Origin of the sequence: Nocardia pseudobrasiliensis NBRC 108224 (assembly GCF_001613105.1) — a bacterium.
Lineage (GTDB): Bacteria > Actinomycetota > Actinomycetes > Mycobacteriales > Mycobacteriaceae > Nocardia > Nocardia pseudobrasiliensis.
Genome location: NZ_BDBS01000051.1, coordinates 22,258 through 36,537 on the forward strand (window position 1 = coordinate 22,258; position 14,280 = coordinate 36,537).

Annotated in this window: 14 protein-coding genes; 5 read left to right on the forward strand and 9 right to left on the reverse strand. The window is 68.4% G+C overall.

Annotated features, from left to right (window positions below; all coding sequences use genetic code 11):
* Positions 1-96 precede the first annotated feature (96 nt).
* The 3 genes from crtI (at position 97) to NP4_RS32970 (ending at position 4,257) form a co-directional block, all read left to right on the forward strand.
* Entirely contained in the window at positions 97-1,665 is a 1,569-nt protein-coding gene (gene crtI, locus NP4_RS32960; protein WP_082876431.1) for a phytoene desaturase family protein, read from the forward strand.
* A 64-nt stretch (positions 1,666-1,729) separates the two neighbouring features.
* Complete coding sequence (locus tag NP4_RS32965; protein WP_082876432.1) at positions 1,730-3,328, forward strand: alpha-(1->6)-mannopyranosyltransferase A; 1,599 nt, start codon at positions 1,730-1,732, stop codon at positions 3,326-3,328.
* The gene (locus tag NP4_RS32970) at positions 3,325-4,257 is read left to right on the forward strand and encodes a phytoene/squalene synthase family protein (RefSeq protein WP_068006321.1); all 933 of its coding nucleotides are present in this window, start codon (positions 3,325-3,327) and stop codon (positions 4,255-4,257) included. The genes NP4_RS32965 and NP4_RS32970 overlap by 4 nt, the downstream gene beginning before the upstream one ends.
* 160 nt (positions 4,258-4,417) lie before the next feature.
* Here NP4_RS32970 and NP4_RS32975 read toward each other — a convergent pair whose 3' ends face one another.
* Positions 4,418-4,786 carry an Rv2175c family DNA-binding protein gene (locus NP4_RS32975; RefSeq protein WP_068006427.1) on the reverse strand — a complete coding sequence of 123 codons (369 nt, stop codon included), beginning with the start codon at positions 4,784-4,786 and terminating at the stop codon, positions 4,418-4,420.
* A gap of 127 nt (positions 4,787-4,913) precedes the next feature.
* Between NP4_RS32975 and pknB the strand changes: the two genes are divergently transcribed.
* Positions 4,914-6,902 carry a Stk1 family PASTA domain-containing Ser/Thr kinase gene (gene pknB / locus NP4_RS32980; RefSeq protein WP_114755679.1) on the forward strand — a complete coding sequence of 663 codons (1,989 nt, stop codon included), beginning with the start codon at positions 4,914-4,916 and terminating at the stop codon, positions 6,900-6,902.
* On the opposite strand, the gene NP4_RS32985 is transcribed toward pknB, so the two are convergent.
* From NP4_RS32985 to NP4_RS32995, 3 genes are all read right to left on the reverse strand, one after another.
* Positions 6,899-7,216 (reverse strand): hypothetical protein, encoded by a 318-nt coding sequence (locus NP4_RS32985; RefSeq protein ID WP_068006325.1) that lies wholly within the window; start codon positions 7,214-7,216, stop codon positions 6,899-6,901. The two genes, pknB and NP4_RS32985, sit on opposite strands and share 4 nt — an antisense overlap.
* A 122-nt stretch (positions 7,217-7,338) precedes the next feature.
* On the reverse strand, positions 7,339-7,653 hold the full coding sequence (locus tag NP4_RS32990; protein WP_068006328.1) for a hypothetical protein: 315 nt from the start codon (positions 7,651-7,653) through the stop codon (positions 7,339-7,341).
* The gene (locus NP4_RS32995; protein ID WP_068006429.1) at positions 7,650-9,035 is read right to left on the reverse strand and encodes a class II 3-deoxy-7-phosphoheptulonate synthase; all 1,386 of its coding nucleotides are present in this window, start codon (positions 9,033-9,035) and stop codon (positions 7,650-7,652) included. Before NP4_RS32995 ends, NP4_RS32990 begins: the two co-directional genes overlap by 4 nt.
* 142 nt (positions 9,036-9,177) lie before the next feature.
* On the opposite strand from NP4_RS32995, the gene NP4_RS33000 reads away from it, so the two are divergent.
* Positions 9,178-9,696, forward strand: coding sequence for a polyadenylate-specific 3'-exoribonuclease AS (locus NP4_RS33000; protein WP_068006330.1), 519 nt, complete (start codon positions 9,178-9,180; stop codon positions 9,694-9,696).
* Between the two features lie 81 nt (positions 9,697-9,777).
* Here the strand turns inward: NP4_RS33000 and NP4_RS33005 are convergent, their stop codons facing one another.
* From NP4_RS33005 to NP4_RS33025, 5 genes are all read right to left on the reverse strand, one after another.
* The gene (locus tag NP4_RS33005) at positions 9,778-10,503 is read right to left on the reverse strand and encodes a lysophospholipid acyltransferase family protein (protein WP_068006332.1); all 726 of its coding nucleotides are present in this window, start codon (positions 10,501-10,503) and stop codon (positions 9,778-9,780) included.
* 136 nt (positions 10,504-10,639) lie between these two features.
* Positions 10,640-11,731: an ROK family protein gene (locus NP4_RS33010; RefSeq protein WP_082876433.1), complete on the reverse strand. Its 1,092-nt coding sequence runs from the start codon at positions 11,729-11,731 to the stop codon at positions 10,640-10,642.
* Positions 11,728-12,576 carry a hypothetical protein gene (locus NP4_RS42935; protein WP_245997893.1) on the reverse strand — a complete coding sequence of 283 codons (849 nt, stop codon included), beginning with the start codon at positions 12,574-12,576 and terminating at the stop codon, positions 11,728-11,730. The genes NP4_RS33010 and NP4_RS42935 overlap by 4 nt, the downstream gene beginning before the upstream one ends.
* Positions 12,573-13,805 (reverse strand): ArsA family ATPase, encoded by a 1,233-nt coding sequence (locus NP4_RS33020; protein ID WP_255285609.1) that lies wholly within the window; start codon positions 13,803-13,805, stop codon positions 12,573-12,575. The genes NP4_RS42935 and NP4_RS33020 overlap by 4 nt, the downstream gene beginning before the upstream one ends.
* A complete protein-coding gene (locus NP4_RS33025; RefSeq protein ID WP_068006337.1) occupies positions 13,802-14,239 on the reverse strand; it encodes an SRPBCC family protein in 438 nt (145 codons plus the stop codon). Before NP4_RS33025 ends, NP4_RS33020 begins: the two co-directional genes overlap by 4 nt.
* Positions 14,240-14,280: the final 41 nt, after the last annotated feature.

Consider the following 14,280-nt stretch of genomic DNA (forward strand, 5'->3'; position numbering starts at 1 on the left):
GTCGCCAGGACCCTCGGTGTGCGACGCGGGCGAATGCCGAGTGGTAGTGGGTCGTATGTGGCCGCGCGGGCCGTCTGGGAGGGGAGGCGCATCATTATGAAAACCGTTGCGGGGCCGTCTGATCGGATCGTGGTGGTGGGTGCGGGGCTGTCCGGACTGTCGGCGGCGCTGTATCTGACCGGGGCGGGGCGGGCGGTGACGCTGCTCGAGCGGGCGGATCATCCCGGTGGGCGGGTGGGGGTGTATCGCGGGGCCGATTACGAGATCGACTCGGGGGCAACGATTCTCACCCTGCCGTCGCTGGTCGGCGAGGCGATGGCCGCGGTCGGCGCCGATATGCGGGCGCAGGGGCTGCGGATTCATCGGCTGTCTCCCGCCTATCAGGCCCGCTACGACGACGGCGCCACGATCTCGGTATTCGCCGAACCCGATCGGATGGCCGAAGAGGTCGAGCGGGTGTGTGGTCCCGACGAGGTGCGGCGCTATCGGGAGCTGCGAAACTGGTTGGGGCGCATCTACACCGCGGCCTACGACGAATTCATGGACACCAATTTCGACTCGCCGCTGGATATGGTCACCGTCGCGGACAAGCGCGCGGCGCTGGCGAAGCTGGTGCGACTGGGCGCGTTCGGTCGGCTCGGGCCCCGCGTGGAGCGGATTCTGGGCGATCGGCGGCTGGCCCGGCTGTTCTCCTTCCAGGCGCTGTTCGCCGGGGTGGCCCCGGCGCAGGCGCTGGCGGTGTACGGGGCGATTCCGCATATGGACACCTCGCTGGGCGTGTACTACCCCGAGGGCGGTATGCGCGCGATCACCGCGGCCCTGGCCCGCGCCTTCGTCGCCGCGGGCGGACAGCTCGAGCTGAACACCGAGGTCAGCGGCATCGACTACCGCGACGGACGGGCCCGGCGGGTGCGCTGCGCCGACGGCCGCGGCTTCGACTGCGATGCGGTGGTCCTCACAGCCGATCTCGGTTCGCTGCACCGCTTCGGCATCCGGCGGCGCGGCCTGCGCGCGGCGCCCTCGGCGGTCGTCGCGCACGGCACCGTCCCGGCCGAGGTGGCCGCGGGGTGGCCGGTGCAGGCGCATCACACCATCGACTTCGGCGCGGCGTGGGGTCGGACCTTCGCCGAGATCGCGGGGCGTCGGGGGCGTCTCATGAGCGATCCCTCGCTGCTGCTCACCCGCCCGGCACTCACCGATCCCGGGATGTTCATCGAGCGTGTCAGCGGCCGTCACGAACCTCTGTCAGTGTTGGCCCCGTGCCCGAATCTCGATGCGGCGCCGCTGGATTGGGATCGGCTCGGCCCGGCGTACCTGCGCGAGCTGCTCGCGGTGCTCGAGGCGCGCGGTTATCGGGGCATCGGCGAGCACTTCACCGTTGACCATCTCGACACCCCTAGGACCTGGCAGGACCGGGGCATGATCGCGGGAACACCGTTCTCGGCGGCGCATCTGTTCCGCCAGACCGGACCGTTCCGCCCGCGCAATCTGCCCCGCACCGCCGCCAATGTCGTATTGGCGGGCTGCGGCACGACGCCGGGCGTCGGCGTACCGACTACGCTGCTGTCGGGAAAGCTGGCCGCCCAGCGCATCACCGGCGACCCGCAGCCCACCGGAACGCTCCCCGGACGAACCGGCGCGCTAATGTTCCCGGCGGACTACTAAACTGTCCGGCGACCTATCAACGCGGTCTCGACCGCACCGACTTTCCGGGGGGAAACGACGACCTATGCCGACCCCCGAGCCGGATACCGCTACCGCGGCCCCCACGGTGACTCCTGAGTTGCCCCTGGGCCCCGCGACGGTATCGCACACCCTCAGTCGCTGGACCCGCGCCGGCGACTTCCTCCGCAGCCCCGAAGGACATGCCGCACTGCTCGGCTTCTGGGGCGCGTTGCTGATCACCTTCGGCGGTCTCGGCGCGGGCGCGGTGCGTCGCAACGACCCGCTGCTCGAGGCGACGCATCTGTCCTGGCTGCGCTTCGGGCACGGATATGTGCTGGCGACGATCGTCGTCTGGCTGGGTGTGCTGGCGATGATTCTGGCGTGGGTCCGGTTGGGGCGCATCACGATCGGCACCGGCGGACACGCCGGGACGGTCACGCTCAACGAGCTGCGCGCGATCGTCGGCATCTGGATCTTCCCGCTGCTGTTCGCGGTGCCGATGTTCAGCCAGGACGTCTATTCGTATCTGGCGCAGGGCTCACTGCTGCGCGACGGCTTCGACCCCTACAAGGTCAGTCCGGTGCAGGGATTGCAGCCGGGTGTGCTGCTGGACAATGTCAGCCGGGTGTGGCTGGACACCACCGCGCCCTACGGGCCGATCTTCCTGCTGCTGGGTCGCGCGATCACGACCGTCACCCGCGACAATGTGGTGGCCGGGACGATCGCCATGCGGCTGGTCATGCTGCCGGGTCTGGCGTTGATGATGTGGGCCATTCCACATCTGACCAAACATCTGGGCGGTAAGCCGACCATCGCGCTGTGGCTGGCGGTGCTCAATCCGCTGGTGCTGATCCACCTGATCGGCGGCGTGCACAACGAGATGCTGATGGTCGGTCTGATGGCCGCGGGTATCGCGCTGGTGCTCGAACATCGGCATGTGGCGGGCATCGTGGTGATCGCGATCGGGGTCGCCATCAAGGCGACCGCGGGTGTGGCGCTGCCGTTCCTGGTGTGGATCTGGATGATTCACGAACGCGAACGACGAGCGGCCAAGAACGAAGGGCCGCTACCGCATCCGCTGTGGACGTTCGTGAAGATCGCCGGGCTCGGTGTCGCGGTGTTCGCGGCGGTCTTCGCCGTCGCCTCGGCCACGGCCGGGGTCGGCATCGGCTGGCTCACCGCGCTGTCGGGGTCGAAGAAGATCATCAACTGGCTGTCGCTGCCGACCGTGCTGGCCTACGTGATCACCTGGGTGACGCCGCTGCGGTTCGAGAGCGTGCTGCCGGTGACGCGGACGCTGTGCGCGGGCGCGCTGGTGGCGGTGCTGGTGTGGACGTGGTGGCGGTTCAAGCATTCCGAGCGCCAGGCGGTGCTGGGCATTCTGATCGCCTTCGTCGCGATCGTCATCCTCTCGCCTGCGGCGCTGCCCTGGTACTACTCGTGGCCGCTGGCGCTGGCGGCGGGTTTCGCGCTGTCGAGATCGACGCTGCAGGTGCTGGTCGGATTGTGTACGTGGCTGATGCTGGTGTTCCAGCCCGGCGGTTCGATCGGGCTCTACGACTTCAAACACGTCGCGGCGGCGACCTTCGCCGCGGTGCTGGCCGCGGTGTCGCTGCGCATGGTGGATCCGCTGCGGCTGCGGGCGGACAAAGCCAAGCAATGAACCGTGTCGAGGAGGCCGGTGCGCTATCGGCCTACCGGCGCTGCGCCGAGATCTCGGCCACCCACGGCCGCACCTATTTCCTCGCGGCCCGGCTGCTGTCCCCCGACCGCCGCCGGGCCGTCCACGCGCTGTACGCCTTTGCCCGGCACGTGGACGATATCGTCGATGGACAGGCGAAAGATGCGGCGCTGCAACTGGATCTGATCGAAAAGCGGTTGCGCGAGCGATTGGACATGCGCGATCCCGGACACCCCGGTGACCCGATCCTGTTCGCGGTGAGCCACACGATCCTGCGCTACGACATCGCGCCCGAGCACTTCTGGACGTTCCTGGACGCCATGCGCATGGATGTCCCCGGCTCCGCTCTGTTCCGCAATCGCTACGCCACCATGACCGACCTTCGCCAGTACATGCGCGGCTCGGCGGCCGCCATCGGCCTGCAGCTGCTCCCCGTCCTGGGCACGGTCGTCCCCCTCCACGAGGCCGAACCGGCCGCCGCCGCCCTGGGCGAGGCCTTCCAACTCACCAACTTCCTCCGCGATATCGCCGAGGACCTCGACCGAAACCGCATCTACCTGCCTATCGAAGCCCTCTCGGCCTTCGACGTGGACGAACCCCTCCTCGCCCACTGCCACCACACCGGCATCACCGCCCCTCGCCTCCGCCGAGCCCTCGCCCATCTGATCGCCGTCAACCGCGACCTCTACCGCAGGGCCGATACGGGCATGGCCCAGCTCGATCCCCGGGTTCGCCCGGCGATCCGAACGGCCGCGATCCTCTACGCGGGGATCCTCGAAGAGATCGAACGATCGGACTTTGCGGTGTTCTCCCACCGCGCGGTGGTCCCGACGCGCCGCCGATTACTCATCGCGGCAAGAGAATTCGCGAAGGGTGCGCGATATCCCCGTCGCCCCGCCCTGGGGGCGTGACGACGGGGAAAAGAAAGAGGCGGCCCCATTCTTCTTCCGGATCCCGCCCTTCTTCCGGATCCCACCTTCTTCCGGAGCCCACCCTTCTTCCGGATCCCGTCCTTCTTCCCGATTCCATTCTTCTTCCCGATTCCATTCTTTCCCCGAGCGGAGCGAGGGGTCAGAACGGATCGGCGGCCGCTCGCCGGATCACCTCTCGGGCGAGGGGGCCGTGGATGGCGTCTACCGGGCGGCCGGGGAGGGTGGCGTCCTCGGTGTAGATCCACTCGAGGATTTCCTCGTCGGTGTATTTTGCGTCGCGCATCACAGTGATCAGGCCGGGGAGGAATTTGACGACGGCTCCGGTGGAGTCGAAGAAATCCTTGGGGATTCCGGCTATGCCGTCGCGGCGGACCGCGAGGATCTGGTGATCGCGCAGCATCTGGTGAACCCTGGTCACCGCGATGCCGAGCTGATCGGCCACGTCGGGCAGCGGGAGCAGGGTCACCGCGTCCGGCACAACATCGTCGCTGCATGGAAATGCACTCACATCCATAACGGTAGTGGGTGCCGCCGGGCCCGTCGTGAGACACCCTGATCCGTTCCGCCTATACCATCGGGTGAGCCGTCATGGGGCGGCATCGCTTGTCGCGGCCGAAGCGAGAGGTGAGAGCTTTGTGAAAGTCGGAGGACATCAGTTGATCGGCCAGATGCTGGACGGGCGCTACCGCATCGATGCGCCGATCGCGCGGGGCGGCATGTCGATGGTGTTCCGGGGGGTGGACACGCGACTGGACAGACCGGTGGCCATCAAGGTCATGGATCCCAAGTTCGCCGGTGATCCGCAATTTTTGACCCGGTTCGAGTTCGAGGCCCGCTCGGTGGCCAAACTCAAGCATCCGTCGCTGGTGGCCGTCTACGACCAGGGCATCGACGGCGACTACCCGTTCCTGATCATGGAACTGGTCGAGGGCGGCACACTGCGCGAACTGCTGCGCGAACGCGGCCCGATGCCACCGCACGCGGTCCGCGCGGTCGCCGAGCCGGTACTCGAGGCGATCGGGGTCGCGCACCGGGCGGGATTGATCCATCGCGACGTCAAACCGGAGAACGTGCTCATCTCCGATTCGGGCGAGGTGAAGATCGCCGACTTCGGTCTGGTCCGCGCGGTCGCCGGATCGAATATGACCTCGGCAAGCGTAATCCTCGGCACCGCCCACTACCTGTCGCCCGAACAGGTCACCGACGGCACCGCCGACGAGCGCAGCGACGTCTATTCCTTCGGCATCCTCATCTTCGAAATGCTCACCGGCCGAACCCCGTTCATCGGTGACAACTCGCTGTCGATCGCCTATCAACGCGTCGAGAAGGATGTGCCGAGCCCCAGCCGCCTGATCGCCGGGGTGCCACCGGAATTCGACGCCCTGGTCGCCCGCGCCACCGCCCGCGAACCCTCGCATCGCTTCGCCGACGCCGACGCGATGGCGGCCGAGATGCGCCGCATCGCCGCGGAATTGCGACTCCCCGAGTATCGGGTGCCCGCGCCGAAGGAATCGGCCGAACATCTCTCGGCCCGCTACCGCGTCCAACCCGCCCCGGCCCCGCGCCCGGCCCCGGTCGCGGCGGAGGCGACGACCCGGATGTCCGAACAGCGCGCGCCGATGCCCCAGCCGACCCGGGTGATGACAGCGACGCAACATCTCCCGGAAACCAACGGGCACACCGCGATCGCCGAACCTCCGCCCCCGCCGCAGCAACCGACCTACCGCGGCGAGCGCGACGGCCGCGGCGGATCGCGTCGCCGGGTGCTGCTCTGGGCGGGCATCGTGATCGCCCTGGCGCTGCTGCTCGGCATCGGCGGCTGGTATCTGGGCGTGGAACGCTATTCGGCGGTACCGGCGATCGCGGGCCTGGACACCGCGCACGCCACCACGGCGCTACAGGACGCCGGATTCGACACCGCGGTCCGCAACCGCGCCTCCGACATCATTCCGGTCGGAGGCGTGGTCGGCACCGATCCGCCCGCGGGCACCCGGGCGCTCAAGGGTTCCACGGTGTCGATTCTGGTATCCAACGGCAAACCGCAGGTGCCCCAGTTCAAACCGGGCCAGGACGTGAGCACCGTCGAACAGCTCATCCGCGATGCCGGACTGCGCCCGGTCGACGGCGGCGAGACGGCCAATACCGCCCCCAAAGGCACCGTGGCGCAACTTGATCCGAAGCCCGGAACGGTCCTGCCGACCGGGGCCGCGGTGAAGATTGTGCGCAGCAAGGGTTCTCAGCCGGTGAAGCTGCCCGATGTGCGCGGCAAGACCGCCGAGGAGGCCGCCGCGACCCTGCAGAAGGCCGGACTCACCGTGGGCGACACCAGGACCGAATTCGATCCGAAGATCAAGTCCGGGCAGGTGATCGGCACCGATCCCGCCGCCGGACAGAGCGTGCTGTCGGGTCAGACGGTCGCCCTGATCGTCTCCAATGCCGTGCAGGTGCCCGATGTGACCGGGATGACCGCCGCCTCCGCCCGCGCCCAATTGGAGGGCATGGGGCTGAAGGTGGTGCTCAACAACGTCTTCAGCAATGATCGCGGTACCGTCCGCCTGCAGACCCCGTTCGGGGGCTCGGCCGTCGAACCCGGCGCGACCATCACGCTGACGGTGTTCCTCTAACGAGCCGCGAGTCCGACCGTCGCGCCGCCGAGCAGTTCGGCCTCGGTGATCCCCAGTCGAGTCGCGACCAGGTCGAGCGCCTGCTGCAAGACCGCGCTGGCGCTGGCACCCACGACCTGTGACTGCTCGGTCCGGCTACTGCCGCGCAGCACCCGGACCCGGCAGCGCCAGGCGATTCCGGCCAGATCCACCTCCGGCCGCTCGATCACCACCGTCACCGGCACGCCGTCCATTGTGAACTCGTGCCGGGCCAGCGGCGACGCGACGCGGTCGGGAGCCACTCGCAATTCCCCGGCTACCGCTACCCTTTTCATCAGGCCTCCCAGAACAGATACCGCATACAGCCCATCGCATGAACAACGGGACTATGTCGAAGCTAGTTCAGGGATATCGAATCAGCAACTGCTCAGCAAACAATTAACCTGTGCGACACTCGTCACGCGACGGCCAGCAGCGGCGCTCCGGTCTCCGGATCGTTGATCGCCACCACCGCGGCGGTGGTGAACACATCGACGGGCGCACCGCCGACAGCCGGACTGATATTCGTGGTGACCTGCGCCGATAACGCGGCCGGATCGTAACCCCAGGAGATGTTGAAGATCAGCAGCCGGCTGCCGTCGCGCAGCACGACCTCCGACGGCATCCCCTCGCGGTCGCGATCGCGCAGCAAACGCAGAATCGTGCGATCGGTGGCATCGACCCGCCGGATGCCCTCGGCCCGGAAGACGACGTTCAATTCGCCGTCCGTCACCGCAGCATCTCGGCGACCAGGAACGCCAGTTCCAGCGACTGCTGGGTGTTCAGGCGCGGATCGCAGGCCGTCTCGTAGCGATCCTCGAGGTCCAGATCGGAGATGTCCTGCGCGCCGCCGAGGCATTCGGTGACGTTCTCACCGGTCAGCTCGATGTGCAGGCCGCCGGGATGGGTGCCCAGCGCGTGATGCACCTCGAAGAAGCCCTGCACCTCGTCGACAATGCGATCGAAGTGGCGGGTCTTGTAGCCGGTGGAGGATTCGTGGGTATTGCCGTGCATCGGATCGCACTGCCAGATCACCTGATGCCCGGTGGCCTGGACCTTTTCGATGATCGGGGGCAGCACGTCGCGAACCTTGTTGTTGCCCATCCGGGCGACCAGGGTCAGGCGGCCGGGCTCGTTGTTGGGGTCGAGCCGCTCGACGTATTCGACCGCGAGTTCCGGGGTGGTGGACGGGCCGATCTTCAGGCCGATCGGATTGGCCAGCAGTTCGGCGAAGGCGATATGCGCGCCGTCGAGCTGACGGGTGCGCTCGCCGATCCACAGAAAGTGCGCCGACAGGTCGTAGAGCGCGGTATCGCCCGCGGCATTCTCGCCCAGGCGCAGCATGGCCCGCTCGTAGTCGAGAACCAGCGCCTCGTGGCTGGCGTAGATCTTGGCGGCCTGCAGGCTCGGATCCTGGACGCGGCAGGCGGTCATGAAGCGCAGGCCGCGATCGATTTCCTGGGCCAGCTGCTCGTAGCGGGCGCCGGCCGGTGACTGGGCGACGAAGTCGCGGTTCCAGTCGTGCACCTTGTGCAGATCGGCCATGCCCGCGCCGGTCAGCGCGCGCACCAGATTCATCGCGGCGCTGGCATTGGCGTAGGCGCGGACCAGGCGCGACGGATCGTGTTCGCGCAGACCGTCTTCGGCGACCAGGGAGTTGATCATGTCGCCGCGGTAGGACTTCAGGCCCAGTGAATCGGTATCCGACGAGCGGGGTTTGGCGTACTGACCGGCGATGCGGGCCACCTTGACCACCGGCAGACTCGCGCCGTAGGTGAGCACGACCGCCATCTGCAGCAGGGTGCGGATATTGCCGCGGATATGCGGTTCGGTGTTGTCGGCGAAGGTTTCCGCGCAGTCGCCGCCCTGCAGGAGGAAGGCCTCGCCACGCGCCACCTCGGCGAGCCGCTGACGCAATTCCTCGACCTCGGCGGGCACGCAGATGGGCGGCACGCTCTCGAGGACGGTGCGCATCTTCCCGGCCAGATCCGGATCCCAGGAGGGCTGCTGCAGGGCCGTGCGGGACAGGGCATCGTCGAGGCGCCGTCGCAGCTCGGCGGGCAACGGGGGAAGTTCCGGCAAGCGATCGATCGGTACGTCGACGGTCCAGTTCACCAGATCAGAATAGTGACCGTAGTGCATCGTGGGTAACCCGGAGGTATGGGGGCCGGTGAGAAGGGCGCGTCCGGTACGTCCGTAGTCTCGGATGGACCGTCGAATCAGTCGTGTCGGTGCGCGATCACCGGCACGACCGCACATGAGGAGAAGACCGATCTCGCTCCGATACTTTTATGATTGCGAATTCATCGAGGACGGGGTCGTCATCGACCTGGTCTCGATCGGCGTGGTCTGCGAGGACGGTCGCGAATACTACGCGGTCTCAACGGAATTCGACCCGGAGAAGGCGGGCCCGTGGGTGCGGCGCAATGTGCTGCCCAAACTGCCCTCCCCCGCCTCGCCGCTGTGGCGCAGCCGCGAGCAGATCCGCGAGGACCTCTACCGCTTCTTCCTGCCGCGCCCGAGCGTCGAACCGGAACTGTGGGCCTGGGTGGGCGCCTACGATCACGTGGCGCTGTGCCAGCTGTGGGGTTCGATGGTCGATCTGCCGACCTCCATGCCGCGCTACACCAACGAGCTGCGGCAGTACTGGGAGATGTCGGGACGACCGACGCTGCCGCCGGTTCCGGCCGACGCCCACGACGCGCTGGCCGACGCTCGGCACAATCTCGCCAAGTTCGAGGCCATCGAGGCGTATCGGCGTCGGCAGGCGTCGTAGGGCACAACGGGAAACGCCAGGGCCGATTGCTCGGCCCTGGCGTTACTCACAACCTTTGTCTCAGCATGCGCTTCGTTCGGATCAGCTCGCGACGCTCTCCGGAATCCGATCGGCGTCGGGGCGGCTGCCCGAGGGCGCGCCCTTCTTGAGGCTCGAGGCGTACACGTCGACGTACTCCTGGCCCGACATCCGCATGAGCTCGTACATGATCTCGTCGGTGACCGCGCGCTCGACGAAGCGGTTGCCGCCCATGCCCTCGTAGCGCGAGAAGTCGATGGGCTTACCGAATTTCACGGTGACCTGCTTGCGGCGCCAGCGGAACGGTCCGGGCGGGCAGACTTCGTAGGTGCCGATCAGCGCGACCGGGATGACCGGAACGCCGGTCTCGAGCGCCAAGCGGGCGACGCCGGTCTTGCCCTTGTACAGGCGGCCGTCGGGCGAGCGGGTGCCCTCGGGATAGAGGCCGACCAGGCGGCCCTCCTTCAGCAGCCGGCGCGCGGTCTCCAGCGCGGCCTCGGCGGCCGAGGCGCCACTGCGATCGATGGGGTACTGACCGGTGCCCGAGAAGAAGAACTTCTGCAGCCTGCCCTTGAGACCGGGAGTGGTGAAGTATTCGGCCTTGGCCAGGTAGGTGATTCGACGCGGGCTCATCAGGGGGGTGAACAACCAGTCGGTGAACGAGAGGTGATTGCCGGCGAGAATGGCTGCGCCCCCGGCCGGGATGTTCTCCACCCCTTCGACCTTGGGTCGATTGTAGAGATGCATCAAAGGTCCGACCAGCACGAACTTCAGCAGCCAGTAGAACATTGCGTCCTTTCCCCTGTGAGAATTCCCGGGACCGGCCTCTTTGCGCGGGCACCACCGTCCGCTGCCGACTCTACCGCCGCGACCGAGCTGTGACCAATCCCGCATCCGGATTTCACGCAGGACAGGGGCCACATTCTCACCTGCGGGCCCCGGCTTTGCCGTCCGGGCTCGCGGCCGCCTTGGCCGTGCGATTGGCGCCGGGCTTGGCCCGGCGGCTCGCGGTGGACTTCGCGGCGCGCAGATCACCGGATCGCTCCGGCGCCAACGCCGCTCGCGCCAGTTCCGCCGCGCCGATCATGCCCGCCGCCTCGCCGAGCTGAGTGGTGCGGATGCGGGCCAGTGGCCGGTGCCGGGCGCCGGTGATCGAGGTCGCGTAGTGTTCCCGGGCCTCGTCGAGGAACAGTGCGGCCGAGGAGCTCACGCCGCCCGCGATCACGATCAGGTCGGGGTCGAAGATATCGCTCACGAAGGCCAGGCCCAGGCCGAGCCAGCGGGCGAAATCGGCCATCACATCGAGGGCGACCGGATCGCCGTCCTGGGCGGCCCCGGCCACCCGGCGACCGGTCAGCGAGCCCGGATCGCGGAACACCTCGCGGGCCAGGATGGTCGAGCGCGCCGGATCGGTGGCCAGCATCTCGATCGCGGTGTCGACCAGAGCCGTTCCACTGCAATAGCGTTCCCAGCAGCCGCGCTTGCCGCAGGGGCACGCGCGCCCGTTCGGCACCACCTGCAGATGCCCCAGTTCCGGCGCCACGCCGTAGCTTCCGCGATACAGCTCGCCGCCGACCAGCAGCGCCGCACCGATGCCGGTGCCGATCGCGACCAGCACGCCGTTGTGCGCACCGGCCGCCGCGCCGAAGCGGTACTCCGCCCACATCGCGGCATTGGCGTCGTGCTCCAGAATCACCGGCAGCCGCAGCCGTTCGCCGAGGCGATGCGCGACCGGGGTGTCCTCCCACGGCAGATGCGGCGCGAACCGCACCGAGGCCCGGGTCTCGTCCACGAATCCCGCCACGGCCAGCCCGACCGCCCCGATTTCGTGCCGCCCGCACAACTCCCGCACGGCCCGCTCGAGTCCGTCCTCGAGCGCCTGCTCGGAATGCGGCGTGGGCGCCTGCACGGTATCGAGCACCTCGCCCGCGCCATCGACGACAGAGGCCCGAATATTGGTGCCGCCCACATCGATTCCGACGGTCAGGGGCGCTTCCCGCCCGATCCGCGTCGTCATCGCTTGATCTGCACCGGGATCGAAACGTACCCCGACCGCCCGGCCCCGGACGCCCCCGCACTCCCCTGCCCACCGGCCCGGCCTTGTCCCGACCCACGGGCCTCGCTGCGTCCCGCCGCCCCCGCACTGCCCTGTCCGGACGCGCCCGCGGTGTCTTTTCCGGACACATTCGCCCTGCCGTGCCCGGGCGTGGTCGCCGCCCCACGGCCGGGCGCGCCTGCACTGCCTTGCCCAGGCGCGCTCGCCTTCTCATGCCCGGGCGCGCTTCCACTCTTTTGCCCGGGCGCGCTTCCACTCTCTTGTTCCCGGCCTGCTTTCGGCCGGGAGCCGCGAGGGGACGTGCGGCCGGTCATGGCGCCCAGCAGGGTCGCGCCGAGGGTGGGCTTGGCGGGGCCGGGGCGGCGGTCCGCGGCCGCGGAGTTGTCGGAGGGATCGGACACTCGGCCAATCGTGCCAGGGTCGGTCTCGGGCGAATCATCCGCATCGGGCCCGCTATCGGGTCCTGCGGGGGGTGCTGGCGAATCATGCTGCGGCGCTTCGTGATCGAGGTCGGGGGGCATGACCGGGTCGACCGGGACCCCGGCCAGCGCCTCGCGCAGGACGGTCACGATGGCGGTGCCGTTCTCGGCGATGGCGGTGAGCACGTCGTGATGTTCCCCGCGGACCAGCGCGGCCGCCGCGCAGACCGGACACCACGTGCACGCGTCCCATTCCGGCCGTCCGTCGGCGGCCGCGCGGCGCAGCACCGGCTCCACCCGTTCCAGGACGGCCTCGGCCAGTAGCCGCAGTTCCTCGGCGAACTCGCCGAAATGGTCCTCGTGCCGATCGGAGTCGGTGGTGGTCATCGCGGCCATACCTCGGGGTCGGGACGGAAGCGCACGACCAACTGTTCGCCGTCGAGTTCGGCGCCCTCGACCGTGCATCGCCGCAATACCGGCGCCAGCGGCAGGCGGCGCCGGACCCCGTCCGCTCCCACGATCAAATCGTCCTCCACTCGTCCCAGTCGCAGCGTCGCCGGGTCCACCACGGGCAGGGGCATCCGAAGAGTGAACACCGACTGCAGTCCCGCGCCCGATTCCAGCCGTACGCTCGGCGCACCGCCAAGCATAGGGTCTGCCTCCGGAACTACCCGGTTAGCGCGCGAATCCACCAGCCGCGCCAGAGTTTGCAGCGCCGCCGTCCCGACCGGTTCCGGACCGCTGTGCGGTGCGATGGTCACGGGTACGCCGGGCAGTCTGCGACGCAGGTCGGCGATGACGTCGAGCTGTTCGGCGCGGCGTTCCAGATACCAGCGCGCCGCGGGATGGTCGGCCTCGCTCTCGGCAACCGCGGGCAGCACCTTGTTCACCACGATGCCGTCCAGCCGCAACCCGAGCAGCGCCGCGGCCGAGCGCATACGCGCGGATTCGGCGACGGCCACCCGTTCGGGTCCGGTGATCAGCCGAGCGCCGGTGCGCTCGTGGTCGGCCAGCAGATCGCGCACCGATCGCACGGCGGCGGCGATGCGCTCGACAGCCGTGGCCAGCACGACCCGGCGCAGATCCGGCCCGGCGACGCTCAGCGCGCGCGTATGCGCGGGCCAGATGCGATCGAGATAGCCCAGCAGCGTGTCGGGTGCGGTGACGATGCGCAGCAGATCGGCCGAGGGCGGGCAGTCCACGACGATGACGTCCCAGTCGTCCTCGTCGGCGAAATCGGCGATCTCGATGAGCATCAGCAGTTCCTGCACGCCTGGCAGGCCGGTCAGCTCCGCCGGATCCAGTGCGGCCAGGTCGATTCCGTGTTCGTGACCGCGTCCGGCCAGCATTCGCACCGCATCGCGGAAGCGATCCTCCAGCAGCGCAAGGGAATCGATCTCGATGACGTCCAATCCCGGCGCGACCGTGGTGATTCCGGCGACCGTGCCCGGATCGTGCGGGAAGCGGAAGCCGAGCGCGTCACCCAGGGAGTGGGCCTGATCCATCGATGCGATCAGCACCCGCTGTCCGGCCCGTGCGTAGGACATGGCCGTGACACAGGCCAGGGTCGTCTTTCCCACCCCGCCCTTGCCTATGAACAGCTCCAGACGTGTCAGCCTTCGACCCGTTTCTTGAGTTCCTTGAGCGCGGTGTCGGTGATCACCTTCTCGGCCTTGCGCTTGAACATGCCGATCATCGGGATCGTGAGGTCCACGGTCAGCTCGTAAATCACCTGGGTGGTGCCGTCGGGCTGGTCGATCAGCTCGTAGGTGCCGTCCTGCGCCTTCTGTAAGTCACCGCTGACCAGCTGCCAGGTGACCGCTTTCCCGTCGGGCCGCCAGGTGTAGGACAGCACGTAGGTGTCCTTGACGACCCCCGCGTCGAGCACGAACCGCGCGTTGCGGGCCCGGCCGTCGGGGAATTTGTCGAGCACCTCCACCGATCGGGCGGCCGACACCCACTCCGGATACGCCCCCAGGTCGGCGATGACGGCCATCACCCGATCCGACGGGGCGTCGATGATTATCGACCTCTGGGTCCGGTCGGCCATGGCTGGAAGCGTTTCCTTTCCGACTGCGAGACAACGGGTTC